Raw genomic sequence first — 18,469 nt, 5'->3', positions numbered from 1 at the left:
GGTATAAACTAATCGGCAATATCATATCAAATCCGGTAGCATCGGTGTAATTAGATGGGGAGATGGGGAGATGGGGAGATGGGGAGATGGGGGGATGGGGGGATGGGGGGATGGGGGGATGGGGAGATGGGGGGATGGGGGTATCGAGAAATATTTGGTAATGGTTGAAGATGGAACATTTTGTACGTGCCGAATTAAACGGATTTGATATCATTCCATAATGTGCAACCCCAAAAATTTAACTTCAAAATAGAGTTCTCCGAAAATTAATCTCAAACCTGTGTAATTTTTAGAAGAGTAAAACTTAGTTTCTGGGGATGTCTAATGGGAAAAATCATCAAAAACCTCAAATGGTTAACCATTGCCATAGTAGTTTGTTTATTGGTGGTGGCAACTCATCATGCACCTTCTCGTTCTCCTGTAGTCAAAGAAAAGATGCAGGGTATTTGGTTGACCAATGTTGCAACAGCATTTCTACATCACACCACATTCTTAGATGAAATCTTACATCAGCTTTCTCTCTCAGGATACGATCGCATTTACTTCAGTGTTTATGGCTTAAAAGGAACTCTTTACCCGACTTCTCGCAGTTATACTCACTTTCTATTACGTCCTCCTTTGACTAATCCTCTCAAAGCGGCGGCCCAAGAATCTCGGCGTCAAGGATTAAAACCTTATGCTTGGTTTGAATATGGTATGATGCTTAATCCTGGAAATGCTATTGTTCAGGAGCATCCAGATTGGTTGCTCAAAACAGCAGAAGGCGAAACTGTAGAGGATGGAAATGTCTGGCTAGATCCAGCTGATCCAGAAGTTCAAGAATATATCTTAGGTCACATAGATGATATCCTCAAAATTAAAGATTTAGCAGGTATTCAATTAGACGATCATTGGAGTGTTCCTAAAGCTTTTGGTAGTAGCGCTCGACGTCAGGCGTTAACCAGTTTCACCCAAAAAGTCTATAGTCATATTAAAGCCAAAAATCCCCAAATGGTGGTTAGTGTTTCCCCTAACCCTTACAACTTTGCTGTATCGAAATATAATCAAGATTGGTTGTGGTGGGTGGAACAAGGGATAGTAGATGAAATAGTGTTGCAGGTTTATCGTCCAACACCAGAAGCGGTAATAGCAAGTTTATCAAATTCTGGTATTTATACTGCTTCTTATTATGTGCCAGTTGGAGTTGGTCTCTCAGCAGTCTGGAATGTTGTTCCTTTCTCGCTTAATACAGTAGAAAAACAGGTTGAAGCAGTTAAGCAACAAGGCTATGGGTATTCGATTTTTAGTTGGGAATATTTGGTGTTACGTCGTTTCGCACAGTTTTTTTAGGAGGAGTAATAGTATTTGGTTTTGAACAGAAAACTAGCGATCGCCTTAAATTAACGCACCTTGCTCCTGACCATTTTTACCCAAACCGGACTTGGGCAGAATGCTTTGTGTGACTTATTCAAATTATTATGGTCTATTCAACGGACAATATTTATCATTTTCTTTATGGGTTTAATACCCCACCGTCAACGGGAGTGTTCACGCATTACTTGGGGGAGCGTAGACGCGGAGCGGCCCTTCGTTGACTATCCCCATGTAATTTCTCTCCTGTCTCCTGTCTCCTGTCTCCTTCTTCAAAGCAAGTGCAGTAAAGTTTGGATACAATAGGGAGAAGTAATTTGGGAAAAAATATGACTATTAAATGTGCGGGAATCGCTAGACTAAAAATTCCAGAAACAGGTGAAGTATTTCAGGCGTACCCTGATGACTTGGAGTGGGAAATAGTTGAGGCTGAGGAAAGGCAAATGGGCCCGGAGTTATGTTACTGTGCAAGGTTTAGCTTCTATAGCGAACAAGAAGAGTTTGAAGTCGAAGTCGAATGGAATGTTTGGGAATACCCAATTGGATTTATAAATTATACAGATTTTGAAGTCAGAGATTGCGAACTTTTGGAAAATTTTTCTGACTTTTCTTCAGATAGCCTAGAAGATAATTACGATGGCTCTATAGAATAAGTTAATGCCTATAAAACCGAGAATCAGCTAAAAGAAAAGGAGAAACTTACTGAATACTTTGGAGAAGAAAATTTTTCTGACTTTTGAACTCAGTGAAAAAGTATAACAGGGCAACTATAAATATATTGCCCTGATCGTTGAATTATGACTCTTCACTCATAATTTTAGGAACTCTAAAAAAGTCTCCATCTTGCTCTGGAGCGCAGGAGAGAATTTCTTCTCTATTGGGAAACTTTTCCAAATCATCATCACGAGTGATATTACTAACATCAATTGCCCTAGTAGTAGGAGGTACTTTCTCTGTATCTAATTCACTCAACTGCTCAAAATAATCCAAAATACTACTTAACTGAGTCGTAAATTTTTCCTCTTCTTCTGGGTTAAGTTTTAATCTAGCTAAATGTGCAACTTTACGGACTTGTTCGCTGTCAATCATTAGTAATTTTTCCTCTTTTCAAAACTCTAAAATTAACTATTTTTAGAAAAATACATCTTTAGTCGATCGCCCAGTAACTTTCAACCAGTTTTGAGCTTCAATATAATTATTAGGAGCTAAACTTATTGCCTGTTGCCAATATTCCGCTGCTTTATCAAACCAACCATTTGCTTCTTCTGATAAACCTTTTTCTTTTGCCTGTTCTCCTCTGTAGTGAAGAATTACAGCAATATTATTTAAAGCTTGAGGCATTCTCGGATTATTTTCTAAAGCCTCGTGATAGTATTCTAATGCTTTATCATGTTCGCCATTACTAGCATGAATTAAACCTATATTATAAAGAATATAACTCCGGTCATAAGGGTCATTTTCTAAATTCAAAGCTTCATAATAATTGTCTAATGCTTCAGCATATTCACCATCACCCTGTGCCGACATTCCATCACGATAATAAGCAAAAGCCTCTTTAGCTTGATTATTTGTTGGTAGCAGCTTCAAAATCAAATCTGCCATGACCGTAAATGATTTGTCAATGAAGTTATCATTTCGTTGAGTTCTGGGCATATTACAACTCTATATTAATTATTGAGTACATAATATAGAGTAGAGCAATTCTGTGTCAGTTGCATATACTTTGTTCACAAAAATTATCGGCAAAAAATATTATACCAAGCGTGATAAGTGTTTGCTACATTTTCTTGAGTAAGGGAGTAGAGGAATAAGTGAACTGTTCTTTTTATTCTGTAGTAGAGTAGAAGAATTTGCAGCAGTTTTTCTTATACCAAATTGATAAATTTTGCTACAAATAGTTAGGATATTTCTTAGGAGTCAGGAGTCAGAAGTCAAGAGTCAGAATGAATAACTTTAATAGCAGTTTTTAGGTATGAATTTATCTTTTTAGTCCAAGATCCATCTCCTATAAAGTATTTTAATTACCCAAATTATTTGTAACATTCTTTTTTCAAATTGGTATGATTATGAATTATTTTTCAGAAGGTTTTCGTAAAATAGGCTTTGGTTTTGCAGAAGGTTTAGGGATATCTGAAATATCGCAATTCTCAACTAATTTACTAATTATTAAAACTTGTTCATTTGTTAAACATTTAGGGTCTTGCTGTAACATCTGTGTTAGTTCTTGAAAACCGTGTAATACAGGCACAGAACAATTAGTTGTGCCAATCCATTTTGCTACAGGAAAAACAACAGGAGCAAATATAAAATTTTCAGGGAAACCAGAAACTTGAGGAATAATCAAATTTTCAAACATTTTTTTGTGATATATACTTTGAGAAGTAGGGCTATTTTCTAAGGGAACCCACTTTGCTCCTTCTCGTCTTTTCCATTTATCTTGATTAGCAGAAAATGAACCTTTCCAGGTTTTTACTTCTACTAAAAAAGCACCTGCATTCCCAATAATTAAAAGGTCAATTTCTGTAAGGTTTCTAGATTTTGTGGGAATTAAAGCATTTTTAAACATTACCCAATTGTCAGGTAGTGACATGAGTAATAATGATAAAAAAGTCTCGCCTAAGTTGCCTTTTATTTGGTTTCTAAATTGTTTAAACTGAAAAAAAACAGCGCCAATTTATCCAAATAAACCACCCCCTAAATCTTGTTTCACTTCTTGTCTATTTTCAGAAAATTTTTCCTGAATTTTTGCTTGAAAAGCTTGTTGTAGTGATGGAGATTGTTTTAAAATTCTCATATTTTTTATTTAGGGCTTGCTGATTAAATCTAAAAGCATTGACATATAAAAACAAGTGCCTTTTTGGACTCGAAAAAAATGCCTGGTATCACGTATAAAACGCTCAAAAAGTTAGTATTTTAGGCTCATAGTTGGGCAGAAAAATCCCAAATTGACAATTCAAATCCGAATAATTAAGGTAAAAATCCTCTCACTCGCTGTGGAGAAACAAGAAAAATTTTTCATAATTATTCAGCCCATTCCGTTTTCACTGTGGAGGTAATTATTAATTATTAATTATTAATTATTAATTATTAATTATTGAATCCTACCTCCTCCCTCCCGAGCCATTTCTCCCCTCCTGGGAGGGGGAGGGGCGAGGGGTGGGTTGTCTCCTGTCTCCTGTCTTCTGTCTCCTGACTCCTGACTCCTAATTAAGTTTTAGACACAGCATCACAATTTGCCAAATACCACCGCCACGGTAACTCAGTCCCTTTCGTAATGCCAATACGAGTTGTTTGTACTATTTGCAAATCTTTCTGAAATTGCCTCGTGGGATGTTCCAACCACATAGGTCCTCCCACTCCCAGAGGTGAACCATTCAAACTAAGGTCAATATCAAGTAAACGACAAAGCTTACCTGGGCCAGCAGCAAGACGAGAAATTTTAGGTTTTGATTTTTGTTTTGGGATATATTCCCATAACCAATCTGGCACAGACTCCAATTGTAAAGCTCTAATTAAGACAACACTAGGAACCCCATCTGCATCTGTCACAATATTTAAACAGTGGTACATTCCGTAAATGAAATAAACGTAGCTCATTCCTGGAGGGCCAAACATCACAGCATTTCGTGGGGTACGACTGCGATAAGCGTGACAAGCAGGGTCTCCTGGTGCATAAGCTTCCGTTTCTACGATGGTGCTACGGATAATTTTGTCATTGGACATCTGTCGCACTAAAGTACAGCCTACTAAATCTGGGGCAACTTCGGGAGATGGGCGTTCTAGCCAAGTATTGTCTATAATTTCATTTGTTTGAGTTAAATTCATATAAAGGAGCTTGTCATTATGGATATCAAATTAATTTTAATTGGATTAACTGTGTTGTTTAGTATTGGTTGTCTATTCTTTGGCACTAAGAATGGATTTTATGATACTGATGACTATCATGGTAATGGTTGTGCCCACTAAGTAGGGCTTTCTGAAAAAATTGGTTGCTTGAGTAGGACACGGGGACGCGGAGACGCGGAGACTCGGAGACGGGTCGATTTGTGGAGGAACAGGCAACGGTTTCGGCCATTTTATGTGAAGAAATTTTCTTGAATTTCAGTATTTTGAGACAAATAAGAGCCAATAACTAGGAGATAAACTGAATATAAAAAGCTTCATTACCTTAGCTGTCCTGACTTTTCGCTTTATGAGCGCAAGCCCTAAGTAGGCGATCGCGGTAGCGATAGAATGTTTTAATTTTTGTATTGTATTTCTTGGGCAGAATAGTAGTCTGTCCAAGAATTTCTATTTTTTACCAACTCTAATTCCTATTTTTTATTATCTATTCGATTGGAAGTTAAAATAAATTCTGTAAGCATTCAGCTATTAGCAGTCAGCGTTCAGCGAGTCTGTACTTTTTAATAAATGAAGTCAGGATTATTTTAACTTATACTATTAGATAATTGAAATGCAAGAACAGCAAACTTTAGTGACAAGCCTATACAATTTTGTGGCAATAAACATAGATATGTCTCAGAAGCTGATAGCTGATAGCTTACTGCTGAATGCTTACTAAATTCTCCACTTATGAAGATTTAATGCTTCATAATTATGATATAGAAAATCAGTTTTACTACTGATATTTGATTTTTCAATTTAGAGGTTGTCTGAGAAGTCCCATTTGCTACATCTAAGCCCCCTAAATCCCCCAATTTTGGGGGACTTTTAGAAGCACAAATTGACTCTTATTCCCCCCAAAGTTGGCTTGCTCGGGGGGCAAAGTTCAGTATCAAAAAACTTTTCAGATATCTTCTTATCAGATATTTTCTTAAAGGAATAATCTTGGGTTTTATAGTCGATGCCCCCGCGCATCCCCCAAAATTGGGGGACTAGAGCCAGCAAATTGACTCTTATTCCCCCCAAAGTTGGGGGGCTAGGGGGGCAAAATAAAGTTGGGGGGATAGGGGAGCAAAATTCAGTATCAAAAAACTTTTCAGATATTTTCTTCAAGGAATAATCTTGGATTTTATGCTCGATCTAAGCTTAATTTTAACTCACTATTTTTATCATTTTTATCTGCTTTTTTAAATTTCCATTATACCAAGCATGAAAAAATAATGCTACAAAAAAAAGGCTTAAAATTATACCTAAAAATAACCGCTCCAACCCTATAATTTACCTATTTCGATTGTTTTGCTTTTAGTTCTGATTTGTTTATTACCAAAATATTGTGGTTTAAAGCCTCCCCTTTTAAGGGGATAAAAAATAAAAATTTTCCTGTTCGTCAATCCTATCCGTTTTCAAGGAGAGGTAATTCTAAATTCTAAATTTTAAATTCTAAATTCTTGAATTCTTCCTTCTTCCCTCTTACCGAAAAATTTATAAGAAGAGGTAATTCTAAATTATAAATTATAAATTCTAAATTCATAATGAAATTATCCACACCAACAGAAACAGACCTAGTATTAATAGGCGGCGGTCATAGCCACGCGATCGCTATTAAAAATTTTGCGATGAACCCTATACCAGGAGTAAGATTAACTCTAATTACAGATGTATATCATACTCCCTATTCTGGGATGCTACCTGGATATGTGGCAGGTTTATATACCTTTGATCAATGTCATATTGACCTGCGTCCCTTAGCAAAATTTGCCGGAGCTAGAATATTTGTAGACCGCGCTATTGGTTTAGACCTGGAGAAAAATCAGGTAATTTGTGCTAACCGTCCACCTGTAACTTTTGATGTACTATCTATTGATATTGGCAGTACTCCCGCTAGTTTAACTGTTCCGGGAGCAAGAGAATATACTATTCCTGTCAAACCCATATCAAAATTTCTCACCTATTGGCATCAGATAACCACAACAGTTGCTCAGTCACCAGAACAAAAAATCTGTATCGGAATAGTTGGAGGTGGTGTCGGGGGTGTGGAGTTAGCATTTTCGGTGCAAAGTCATCTCCACAACATTTATCAGAATGCTAGAAAACCGACTAATAACCTGGAGTTGCATCTGTTTCATCGCACGACAAGACTATTACCCGGACGCCATCGTTGGGTGGGAAAGCAAGTTGAGAAAATTCTGAAAAGTCGTGGTGTGGTATTGCATTTAGAAGAAAATGTTATTGGGGTGAAAAGTAAGGATGGGCAAGACAGTGTTCTTGCAACTGATGGGCAAGACAGTGATTTTGCCACGGATACACGGATGGATGAGAGGAAAACCCAAGACAAGGATGGGCAAGACAGTGTTCTTGCCACGGATACACGGATGAATGATGAGAAAATTCCAGACTTTGTACCCAAAATTATTCACTGTAATTCGGGATTACAAATAGAATGCGATATCCTGTTTTGGGTAACTCAAGCATCTGCTGCACCTTGGTTACAAACAGCGGGGTTAGCAACAGACGCCAGTGGTTTTATTTTAGTCAATGACAAACTACAATCAATTTCTCATCCACAAGTTTTTGCTGCGGGAGATGTGGCAACAATGGTTAACCATTCACGACCAAAAGCTGGTGTTTTTGCAGTACGACAAGGAAAACCGTTATTGGAAAATTTACAACGCGCTCTCCAGAAAAAACCTCTAAAGTCATTTATACCTCAGAAAAAATTCCTGATTTTGATTGGTACTGGAGACCAAAGAGCGATCGCTTCTCGTGGCAAAATGGGATTTGGTCCTGAGTCTTTACTTTGGCGTTGGAAAGACCACATTGACCGCAAATTTATGGATAAGTTTACTAACCTGAAGATGGAAGGTAGAAGTTATCCCTCCTCTGGGAAAGGGAAGAGTAGAAAGAGGAAAGATTCCGAAATTATGCACTGTGCTGGTTGTGGAGCAAAAGTAGGAAGTAAGGTTTTGGAGAAGGTGCTGCACCATATTCAACAGCAAACACAGAGGGATGATATTTTGATTGGTATAAATACCCCTGATGATGCTGCAGTAGTTAGGGTGCCAACAGATAAGGTAATGGTGCAGACAATTGATTATTTTCCGGCATTGGTAGATGACCCTTATTTATTGGGAAAGATAGCGACTAATCATTGTTTGAGCGATTTATTTGCCATGGGAGCAACACCTCAAAGTGCTTTAGCGATCGCTACTATTCCTTATGCTTCATCTACTCAACAAGAGAATGATTTATATCAACTGTTATTGGGAGCAACGGAAATTCTTAATCAAGCAGGTGCTGTTTTGATGGGGGGTCATACAACTGAGGGAGCAGAATTAGCTTTTGGTCTCACCTGCAATGGTTTAGCATTTTCGGAGAAACTATTGTACAACAGTGGGATGCAGTCGGGAGATGTGCTGATATTGACGAAAGCGTTGGGGACGGGAGTGTTATTTGCTGCGGATATGCGTTTGCGGGCAAAGGGACGTTGGATTGAAAGTGCAATTGAATCAATGTTGATTTCAAATCAGAATGCTGCCAAACTGTTATTAGAATATGGTGCGACTGCTTGTACGGATGTGACGGGATTTGGATTAGTAGGACATTTGCTGGAAATGGTGAAAGCTTCTCAAGTTGCTGTGGAGTTGGAAATGGAGGCGATTTCTGTGTTGCCAGGAGTGGCAGAAATTTTGCAGCAAGGTATTTTTAGTTCGCTATATCCGGAAAATCTGCGGATATCTGCATCTATTCAAAATTCGGAGCAGGTAAGTACTCATGTTCTTTATCCATTGTTGTTTGACCCACAGACTTCTGGGGGGTTACTTGCTGCTTTACCTGGGGAGTCAGCGAGTGCTTGTTTACAGGCCCTGCAGCAGGAATATTCTGAAAGTAGAATTATTGGTAGAGTGTTAACGAAGTCAGAAGTCAGTAGAGGCGATTCGCGAATCGCCCGTACAGAAGTTATTTTTGTAAGGGGGATTTAAGTACCGCTGAGTAAACCATAAAGTTGCATGCAACGTCCCTACAGGGTTATCTATTTCCGAATAATCAGTGATAAAAAAGTTTTTGCTTGTAGTTGGGCTTTAGCCCTATCTATCTAAATTTCGGGCTGAAGCCCTACTACAAGCTTTAATTATACCTAATCATCCGGACATGATATAACATCGGGAATTTACAGAAATCAAACTGTAGATATACAAATATATTGGGCAAAAATTAAAGGAGGAGATATTAACTATGGCAAGTAAACTCTGGCGGAATATTTGGCGAGTTCTCAACACAGAAATAGAATTGAATTTATCAGAAACTGTTAAAGGTGGAGTTGAGTCTGGTAAGGCTGTTTTGGAAATAGCAAAAGCTCTACAAGAAAATAAGGATGCTAAAGAATTAAAACCTTTTATTGAGAATATTGATTCAGTTTTGGATGTACTAAATTCTCCCCTTGGAAAAGTTGCTGGGGCTGGTTTACCTTTTTTGCCTATTGCAACTGGAATTATTACTTTTATTATTGAAAAAACTCGTCAGGAGCCTACTTTAGAAGATGAAGTACAATTGGTGGCTCAGGTTGCTTATTTAGAAAGTTTACGAAGATTTTTAATATACCATCCTGAAATATCGGAAAAACTGACAGAAACTGAGGCATCGGATGCGGTACAAAAACGGATTCAAAATTTGGATGAAGAAATTAATTTTAATGACAAAGGACCTTGGAAAATTTTGGTTAGTTTCTATGATTCACCTTGGAGGGAAAAGTTTGATGAAATTTTGATTGAACGTTTTAAAGAATCTGGTTTAGCTGAAAATCAAGCTAAAATTGTTGCCGAAAGAGTTTCTCGCAGTACCCACCGTTATATGAAAGAAGCAGTGGTACAGGTGAAAGACAATGCTAAGAAATTAGCTGGAATTTATGGGTATGGATGGCAGCAAGATTTGGAGGTTTATGGCAGTATTGATAATTATTTGAAGGAGGCGATCGCTACTAAACCACAGGAAAAAGTATTTGATGAAAATTTTACTTTTCGACAAATTTATGTACCACTAGAAGTTAAACCTGTTAACTCCGATGGGAAGGTTGAACAAACAGCAACACCCCAGAATATTGAGGAGTGGGCCAAAACAATTTTGTTGGATGAAAAGAAAGATAAACAGGTGTTATTTATTCAAGCAGGGCCGGGAAGAGGAAAAAGTGTATTTTGCCGAATGTTTGCTGACTGGGTACGTCAGGAATTACATCCTATATATACGCCGATTTTAATTCGGTTACGGGATATAAGAAATTTTGCTGCAAATATTGATGAGACTCTAGCTAATGCAGTGGGTAGAGATTTTGTTACTAGCGATAGTGGTTGGTTGACAGACCACAATACTCGGTTTCTGTTTTTGCTGGATGGGTTTGATGAGTTGTTGTTGGAGCGCGGTGCAAGTAATGAGTTGAAGGTGTTTTTAGACCAAGTGGCACAGTTTCAGAAACAGGCAGCAGAAAATAACGAGCGCAGTCATCGGGTTTTAATTACTGGAAGACCTTTAGCACTTTATGGAATTGAAAGGTTGATGCCTCCTAATTTAGAGCGGGTAAGTATTTTGCCCATGGATGACGAAATTCAGAAACGGTGGTTTGAGAAGTGGCAGACTATTGTTGCGCAAGAGGAAACAGAAAAGTTTCGGGAGTTTTTGCGGAGTCAAGAATGTCCGAAGCAGGTTAAGGAGTTGGCACGGGAACCACTGTTGTTGTATTTGCTCGCTGCAATGCACCGGGATAAGCAGTTACAGGTAGAGATGTTTGCTAATGCTGATGTTGGTGGGGCGAAAGTCTCAGTCTATGAGCAAGCGTTGGAGTGGGTACTGGAAAAACAGCGAGTAGAAGAGGGTAAAAATCTTAATCCGGAAATTACGAAGTTGGGCCCGGAAGATTTAGAAATTTTATTGGCAGAAGCAGGGTTATGTGTAGTGCAGTCTGGAGGGAAATATGCTGCAATAAAAATGATTGAAGACCGACTGCTGAAACAGGGATATAAGGAGTTGCAGGATTTAATTGAGAATGCTCGGCAAAATAAGCGAGAGGATGGATTGAAAAATGCTTTAGCTGCGTTTTATTTGAAGTCGGCAGCAAAGGCAGAAAATTCGGTGGAGTTTTTCCACAAGAGTTTTGGTGAGTTTCTCTGTGCAAAACGGATGGTGGAAGGTCTGGAAGATTTGACGGAGAAAACTGGGAAGCGACGTAAGACTTATGTGGTGTCTGATGAGGAATTTGAGTGGCGGGTTTACGATCTGTTTGGTTATAGCAGTTTGACGGTGGAGGTTGTGGAATATTTGATGGCGTTGTTGGTGAAAAATCATGTTGAGTTGGTGGTGTTGTTTGAGCGGTTACATGGTTTTTATCTAGACTGGTGTGAAGGGGAGTTTATTGAGGAGAGGGAGGAAGTTTTACCTCAGAAAAAGACGAGGCAGTTGTGGCAGTGGGGTATTGAGTCTGGGCAACGTCGGGTGGATATTTATACGGGGTTGAATGTGATGATTTTGTTGTTTAAGTTGCATCGTTATGGGAGGTCTCAGGAGGAGTTGCGGGAGCAGCTGCATTTTCATCCTTGTGGTCAATATGGTAGTGAAGATTTTGAGGAAACAAAATTATTGAGGATTATTGGTTATAGTCAATGTTTTGGGATTAACAATTTTGTAGAAATAGTAGGTAAGTTTCTCAGAGATGCCGACCTCAGTGGTGCCAACCTCAGAGATTCCAACCTCAGAGATGCCAACCTCAGTGATGCCGACCTCAGTGGTGCCAACCTCAGAGATGCCGACCTCAGTGATGCCGACCTCAGTGATGCCGACCTCAGTAGTGCCAACCTCAGTGTTGCCAACCTCATTGATGCCTACCTCATTGGTGCCAACCTCAGTGGTGCCTACCTCATTGGTGCCGACCTCAGAGATGCCAACCTCAGAGATGCCAACCTCAGAGATGCCAACCTCAGAGATGCCAACCTCAGAGATGCCAACCTCATTGGTGCCAACCTCAGAGATGCCACCCTCAGAGATGCCACCCTCAGTGGTGCCAACCTCAGCAATATCAAATGGGATAATGAAACTAACTGGTCAAATACTATCGGTTTACATGAAGCAAGAGGAGTTCCAGAAGACCTACAACAAAATCCAGAATTTGCCGCAGCAGTTGCTCAGTCGAAAGCAGCAAGTCAACAACAACAGTAAATTTTAAAGTAGTAAATTTTGTAGTAGACTGACACAGTTTTAGGTGTGTATTAGCTTTTAACTTGAAAATTCTTACTTTTGACTTTTGACTTTTGACTTTTGAATTGAATCTAACGCACCATTTTAGTTGTGTCGGTCTACTACTAAATCTAGTGAGGGCGAATGCCATTCGCCCCTACTGTGGTCTACCGAAATGAAAAGCGCTGTAAAACTCAGACAAAACAATATTTTCCTTCTTCCCTCTTCCCTCTTCCTTCTTCCTTCTGATTCACCCTTCCAAATATAAAAAATGTAATCTCCCAAAATAATCACCAGCAACAATAGTTCTCCCATCCGGTGCAACTGCACAACGTTTGAATCCACTACTTCCAATGAAAGTAGCGATCGCCTTTTTAGTTGTTAAATCCCACAATTTCAAAGTTTTATCTTCCGAAGCAGAGATAGCTCGACTCTTTGCTAATCCTACAACATCTAATACAATTCTTTCATGACCTCTAAACACACCAACTTTCTCCCCTGTTTCCAACTCCCAAACTCTCACATCATGATCATAAGAACCTGAAATCACATATTTATTATCGGGAGTCACTGCAACAGAATTAACTAAGTCATCATGACCAGTCAAAATCAAAACTCTTTCTTCTGTTTCTAAATCCCAAACCATAACATTTGTATCGTGAGAACCTGAAATTACATACTTACCATCAGGGCTTATTGCTATACAAGATACCTCCTCTTCATGACCTCCTAAATAGCCAACTTCTTGCTTTAATTCTAAATCCCAAATCTTCATTCCACGGTTTCCCCAATATCCAGAAATAAGAGCTTCACCTTCTGGGGTTAATACCATAAAATTCCCTAAATGTAAAGGGGATAAAAAAGCTAATGTTTCTTGTTGAGTTCTGGGATTACGACATTTCATTTTTCTGATTTCAGTACTAGGTTCTGTACTGCTAAAACCAATAAATATCTGTTTACTATCTGGAGTAATTGCAAAACAACGTACTACTTGAAAGCCTTCTATTTCTATATTACAAACTTCAGAAAAATTTGTTAAATCCCAGACTTTTAATCTAAAGTCACAAGCAGCAGAAATTGCCCATTTACCATTAGGAGCAATAGCAACAGCATCGACCTCTTCTGGATGACCAATAGGAGTATAATTTACCCGATTATTTTCCCAAACTTTTGTTAAATCCCAAACTTTTATACTAGCCTCAGAACCACAAGAAATTGCCAGTTTACCATCCTTTGTAATGACAATATCATTTACATAATAACGATGGTCTCTAAAAGTAGCAATTTCTTTTCCTGTTTCTAAATCCCAAACTTTAATTGTTGAATCACCGGATGCAGAAACTAAGTGTTTACCATCAGGGGTTACTGCTACAGATTCAACTACACTATCATGACCAGATAATTGAAATATTTGTTCTCCTGTTTTTATATCCCAAACATAAATCCAACCGAACAAGAACTCCCATTCTCCATCAAGGTCGTATCCAATAACTCGCTTTCCATCTGGTGTAACTGCGGCTCCTTCAACTTCTGCAGTATGACCTTTAAGTGTCTTAATTAATTTCCTTGTTTTTCGATTCCAAACTTTGATAGTTTTGTCAAAGGAAGCTGAAATTATTTTTTTTCCATCCTGTGTAATTGTGACAGATTTTACTTCTGCTTTATGAGCTTTAATAGAGTGAAGAAGTTCCCCTGTTTCTAGATTCCAGATTTTAATAGTACCATCATCAGAACTAGAAATAAATTCTTTTTCGTCTGGTGTAATAACTACTGAAGTTACTGGTGCATCATGTCTATTTAGGGTAATTATTGGTTTTTTTTCGATTAAATCCCAAACTTTTATTGTTTCATCTGCTGAGGCTGAAATAAGTAGTTTTCTATCAGATGTTACTGCTAATGATGTGACTTCTTTTTTATGACCAGTGAGAGTAAATTCTTCTTTTCCTGTTTCCAGATTCCATACTTTAATTTGATTATCTCTAGCACCGGAAATTATGTATTGATTATCGGTTGTAACTACTATAGTATTGATAACTTCTGTATGACCTTTGATAGTACGAATTAATTCTGTATCGGGGGGTGCAAAAGTAGGAACTAAAGGACGCAACCAAGCAGTTCTTCTACTTTTTTTTGCCCGTTCTAATAAGTTTTTAATATCTGGATTTTCAATGCCTACTAAACGACTCCAAAGTTGTTCTATTAGTTGTTTTTTATCTTGTTTGATAATATCTTCTGATAGACGAAATACTCCTTGAATTAATCTCAAAGCTTCTATTTGTTTATCGGTAATATCTGATGGTTTTGAAGGGTGTAATATTGAGTTATAATCTTCTATTAATACCTGTAGGTCATCGACAGCAATTTTAGCTTTAATAAAATCAAAATCTATCAAATATTGATATAACTGTTGGAAATTTCCAGCTTCTAATAACTCCCCAACTCTCATTTGAACAGCAGTTTTTTTGTCTTGAGCAGGAATACTTTTCAACCAGTTACGGACTTCACTCATTTATTACACTCCTCTAGAACAGTTATCAGTTATCAGTTATAGCGCTGTGCGCAGCTCATCTGGCAACAGGCAACAGGCAACAGGGGGAATAAAAGGCTGATAATATAAGACTTTTAGCTATTGGACATCTCCTGCAATTTGTAAATATGCCAGCGCACATTGCTATATCAGTCAAAATTAAAAAATCAGGTGTTGGTGAATTTAGCTATGATTTCGTGCTTAGGGGGTAGGGAATAGGTAGGGACGTTGCATGCAACATCCGTACAGATTAGTTAGTTCCTTCCTTTTGAACAAAAATGCTGACCAAGAAAGGGAACGCGCAAAGCAGGTTGAAATTTCCTCCCATCTCCCGAAATTCCCCTCTTGGGAGGGGGAGGGGCGAGGGGTGGGTTCCCACAGCTCCCACACTCCCCACCCTTCCCACACTCTCCCTCTGTTTTTAAATAGATCCCAAATGCTTTCTATAAACCGAAAGCTGCGCGGAGAGGTTTAAAGGAGATTTAAACATTTACTCCTGACTCCTAACTCCTCACTCCTGACTCCTCTTTCTCATTTAACTTCAGTATCTGTGCTGTCATTTCTAAACTTTCCTCATATAAAACATCCCTTCCCCAACGTTGTAACTGCTGCGCCATCAACGCTTCCGCCTTCTGATCGGTTAATGCTGTTACCTGTTCCGTCAGACAAGACTGCGCCTTACCGCCAGATTCTAAACGCATACAACCAGTAGTTTCAGAACACAAAATTGTACAACAATTAATATCAGCATTAGGATTAGTCGAACCCAAACGCACACCGACTAAGTCTCCAGGAATCTCACCAAAGTCAGCAGTAGGAATAGCTGCTAATTCGGCAACAATTTCTTGATTATTTTGCCCATGAAATTTTATATGAGTAATATCATACTCACCACCCACTTCTGCATAAGAAACTGGTTTCCAATCAAGACGACTAGCAAACCAACCTAAAAACATGAGTGCTTGAGCAGCATTTCCTTTTTCATAGTCAAGTGTAATAGTGTCAACTTCCAATAAAGCCGCCCGTCGTTGGGGAGGGTCAAAAGCAGCAGCAGTTAATTCTTGCCAAGCTGAAAGACGGTGCCAGTTGAGATCGGCAATATAGGTTTCGTTATCAATCAACTCCTGCATCTTTAAAAACTCTGATTCTGGATCAGAAAAGTAACAGGAATCCATAATTATACAGTTGCTGCTCTCACACAAACTCCGAAATAATTCCTGGTCTGTGTTGGGAGTTGCTTTCCACCATACAAATTTAGGTAGATCGGGAATCATTAATGATACTACTGTTTCACCTACCCTTTCCATTGCTGATTTTGTTCCCCGTAGGGTGACATATTCACTGCAAACTAGATTTGAGGTATTTTGTTTCTGGATTGGGCAGTAAGCAGATACTTGAGCTGTTACCCCTGTATCTTCCTCCCCAATATTTGGGCACAGAGTAACTATACGACAGGGGTTCTGAGCTGCGATCGCATCTGCTAAACTAAATCCTCTGACATTAATATTTGTGACTTGTTGTCGGTCTCCTGGTTGTTTGGCAAATTCCTCGCGCAATTTAGCTAGGGTTTCCGGGTCTACTCTACCCGTGATTGGCAATTGATATGTCTTTTGTGCATTTCTAATTCCATCCCTAGTTTGTGGCCCATGAATGCCATCAATGGGGCCTTCATAGAATCCTAATCCCCCTAGCAATTGTTGAAATTCTTCTGGTTCGTAAATTACCATGCTAAAGGTAGCAGCTCTGGTAGCAATGGGTGCTGCTTTTCCTCCATTTTGACTAAGCCAAATTTTACTTAATTCTTCTTCTATTTCTCCTAGAGAAATATCTTTTGGTTGTTGTAAGGCAACAATTGGTGTAGTCATTTTTTTGTTTGTCCTTAGTATTAGTTTTCTTTATTTAATCGTTGATGGTAATTAGACTTGATAATTTTGTCCTGATTTGGGGGTTTGTCCTTAGTCTTGAAGACTGAATTTAAGTATTTTTGTCATGCTTTCTTGGCTGACTATATACTAATACCAATTTACTTTAAAGATAGATGTCACAATATAATTTCCAACTTATGATCTGAAATAATTGCTTGAAATTACTATAGCGTTTTCAAATGAGATGTCAAACAAGAGTTGGTTATTTACTAACAGTAAAAAGTCTGGCAAACCTTCTTAGGGAATAATTAAGGTAAAAATCCTCTCACTCGCCGTGGAGAAACAATGAATTAATTTTCCTTTTATTCAATCCTCTTCCTTTTAGGGAGAGGTAATTATCAATTATCCATTATCCATTATCCATTATTGAACTGTTACCTGTTGCCTTCCGGAGCTGTGGCCTAAAAGTGACCAGGTTTTTGAAGCAACTTAAATGAAATTACTATATAACCTCAAAGTTTTCAGTACATAAAATCTTAATTATGACTTTTGACTATCTTGGGTAGAATGGCGGAAATAACTGACCAGTTACAAAATCGTAAAAGCCTTACCAATTAATACTTCTGACTTCTGACTTGTAACTTCCGCGTAGCGGCACTAGGGTAGCCTAAGTTGGCAAGTTATATCTAATAGACATCTCCAATAATAAAAAATCAAATCAATTATCGCACAGCAATTATCAATTCTTTCTCCCTACTCTCTACTCCCTACTCCCTACTCCCTTTTTTCTGGAGATATCTAATATTATAAGATATTTATTATTGCTCAGTAATTTAAACTTTTTTTAATAAGTTTTCCTCTCCTTGAAAAGAAGAGGTAATTATTAATTATTAATTATTAATTGTTGAACTACTACCTAACACCTTCTTCAAGGCATTTTTTTTTGTTTTACTAGAAATTAAAGCTACTAAATTATCAATATAAGGGCTAGCTTCCATGGGCATTACTTCCATACCATGAAGTACTTTTTGATTCAGAATAAAGTATACTAAAGAACCAACAAAAACTATAGCTGTTGCTTCTGGATCGTCAAGGTTTAATTCTTGATGTTCTTGCAAATATTTTGTCAAAATTTCTACTGCTGGTTTTGCTATTTGAGTTAAAAATAACTTGGATAAATCTGGATATTTTCCTGACTCAGCAATAATTAATCTAACAAATTCTAAATATTCAGTATCATTAATATTTTCTGTGAGTAATCTATCCGCTAAGTTGCGCAATACTTGTTCTGGTTCTCCTTCAAGTGGTTGTGACCAGACAAAATTAAATTTTTTGGTAGCTACTCGCTTGACTAAGGCTTTGAATAATCCTTCTTTATCTGTGAAATGACTATATAGTGTCTGTTTCGATACCCCTGATGCTTTGGCTACTTTGTCCATACTGGTACAAGCATAACCATTCTTGAGAAATTCTGGTATTGCTCCTCTTAATATTTGTTCTGCTTTGCCGACAGCTCCTTGGCCGTGTTTTTTCAGCCTCTTGATTTTGGTCATTAGCTTTTTTCCTTGAGATTTTTTTCTTTCTGAGTTGACATTATCAAACTTTTAGTTATATATTTTAAATACAA

At 38.0% G+C, this 18,469-nt stretch carries 12 protein-coding genes and 1 pseudogene; 6 read left to right on the top strand and 7 right to left on the bottom strand.

Features of this window, described 5'->3' with window-relative positions; genetic code table 11:
• The first annotated feature begins 324 nt into the window (after window positions 1–324).
• Together F6K23_RS27900 and F6K23_RS27895 are read left to right on the top strand one after the other, a co-directional pair.
• The gene (locus tag F6K23_RS27900) at window positions 325–1,329 is read left to right on the top strand and encodes a glycoside hydrolase family 10 protein (RefSeq protein WP_293161835.1); all 1,005 of its coding nucleotides are present in this window, start codon (window positions 325–327) and stop codon (window positions 1,327–1,329) included.
• A gap of 350 nt (window positions 1,330–1,679) precedes the next feature.
• Window positions 1,680–2,003, top strand: coding sequence for a hypothetical protein (locus F6K23_RS27895; RefSeq protein ID WP_293161833.1), 324 nt, complete (start codon window positions 1,680–1,682; stop codon window positions 2,001–2,003).
• Window positions 2,004–2,145: 142 nt separating this feature from the next.
• Here F6K23_RS27895 and gatC read toward each other — a convergent pair whose 3' ends face one another.
• The 4 genes from gatC to F6K23_RS27875 all read right to left on the bottom strand — a co-directional run bounded on the left by gatC (window position 2,146) and on the right by F6K23_RS27875 (window position 5,175).
• The gene (gene gatC, locus F6K23_RS27890; protein WP_293161831.1) at window positions 2,146–2,439 is read right to left on the bottom strand and encodes an Asp-tRNA(Asn)/Glu-tRNA(Gln) amidotransferase subunit GatC; all 294 of its coding nucleotides are present in this window, start codon (window positions 2,437–2,439) and stop codon (window positions 2,146–2,148) included.
• Window positions 2,440–2,481: 42 nt separating this feature from the next.
• The gene (locus F6K23_RS27885; protein WP_293161829.1) at window positions 2,482–3,003 is read right to left on the bottom strand and encodes a photosystem I assembly protein Ycf3; all 522 of its coding nucleotides are present in this window, start codon (window positions 3,001–3,003) and stop codon (window positions 2,482–2,484) included.
• A gap of 418 nt (window positions 3,004–3,421) precedes the next feature.
• Complete coding sequence (locus F6K23_RS27880; protein ID WP_293161838.1) at window positions 3,422–3,982, bottom strand: nuclease-related domain-containing protein; 561 nt, start codon at window positions 3,980–3,982, stop codon at window positions 3,422–3,424.
• A 575-nt stretch (window positions 3,983–4,557) separates the two neighbouring features.
• Window positions 4,558–5,175 carry a DNA-3-methyladenine glycosylase gene (locus tag F6K23_RS27875; RefSeq protein ID WP_293161827.1) on the bottom strand — a complete coding sequence of 206 codons (618 nt, stop codon included), beginning with the start codon at window positions 5,173–5,175 and terminating at the stop codon, window positions 4,558–4,560.
• An 18-nt stretch (window positions 5,176–5,193) separates the two neighbouring features.
• On the opposite strand from F6K23_RS27875, the gene F6K23_RS27870 reads away from it, so the two are divergent.
• The 4 genes and pseudogenes from F6K23_RS27870 (at window position 5,194) to F6K23_RS27860 (ending at window position 12,432) form a co-directional block, all read left to right on the top strand.
• Window positions 5,194–5,316 carry a hypothetical protein gene (locus F6K23_RS27870; protein WP_293070896.1) on the top strand — a complete coding sequence of 41 codons (123 nt, stop codon included), beginning with the start codon at window positions 5,194–5,196 and terminating at the stop codon, window positions 5,314–5,316.
• Window positions 5,317–6,764: 1,448 nt separating this feature from the next.
• Window positions 6,765–8,084 (top strand): annotated as a pseudogene (locus tag F6K23_RS42960) (FAD-dependent oxidoreductase); the annotation flags it as partial.
• Window positions 8,064–9,212 (top strand): selenide, water dikinase SelD, encoded by a 1,149-nt coding sequence (gene selD, locus F6K23_RS42955; protein ID WP_375340792.1) that lies wholly within the window; start codon window positions 8,064–8,066, stop codon window positions 9,210–9,212. The pseudogene F6K23_RS42960 and the gene selD, both read left to right, overlap by 21 nt.
• A gap of 253 nt (window positions 9,213–9,465) precedes the next feature.
• Entirely contained in the window at window positions 9,466–12,432 is a 2,967-nt protein-coding gene (locus F6K23_RS27860; protein ID WP_293161823.1) for a pentapeptide repeat-containing protein, read from the top strand.
• A gap of 268 nt (window positions 12,433–12,700) precedes the next feature.
• Here F6K23_RS27860 and F6K23_RS27855 read toward each other — a convergent pair whose 3' ends face one another.
• The 3 genes from F6K23_RS27855 to F6K23_RS27845 form a co-directional block, all read right to left on the bottom strand.
• Window positions 12,701–14,959, bottom strand: a complete 2,259-nt coding sequence (locus F6K23_RS27855; RefSeq protein ID WP_293161821.1) for a hypothetical protein — start codon at window positions 14,957–14,959, stop codon at window positions 12,701–12,703.
• Window positions 14,960–15,480: 521 nt separating this feature from the next.
• The gene (gene opcA / locus F6K23_RS27850) at window positions 15,481–16,842 is read right to left on the bottom strand and encodes a glucose-6-phosphate dehydrogenase assembly protein OpcA (protein ID WP_293161819.1); all 1,362 of its coding nucleotides are present in this window, start codon (window positions 16,840–16,842) and stop codon (window positions 15,481–15,483) included.
• 890 nt (window positions 16,843–17,732) lie between these two features.
• Window positions 17,733–18,395, bottom strand: coding sequence for a TetR/AcrR family transcriptional regulator (locus tag F6K23_RS27845; RefSeq protein ID WP_293161818.1), 663 nt, complete (start codon window positions 18,393–18,395; stop codon window positions 17,733–17,735).
• Between the last annotated feature and the right edge of the window lie 74 nt (window positions 18,396–18,469).

The sequence above is a fragment of the Okeania sp. SIO2C9 genome (genome assembly GCF_010672455.1).
In the GTDB taxonomy this organism is placed as follows: domain Bacteria; phylum Cyanobacteriota; class Cyanobacteriia; order Cyanobacteriales; family Microcoleaceae; genus Okeania.
Note: the sequence above shows the minus strand (reverse complement) of the source record. Positions and strands in the feature narration are given on the sequence as shown.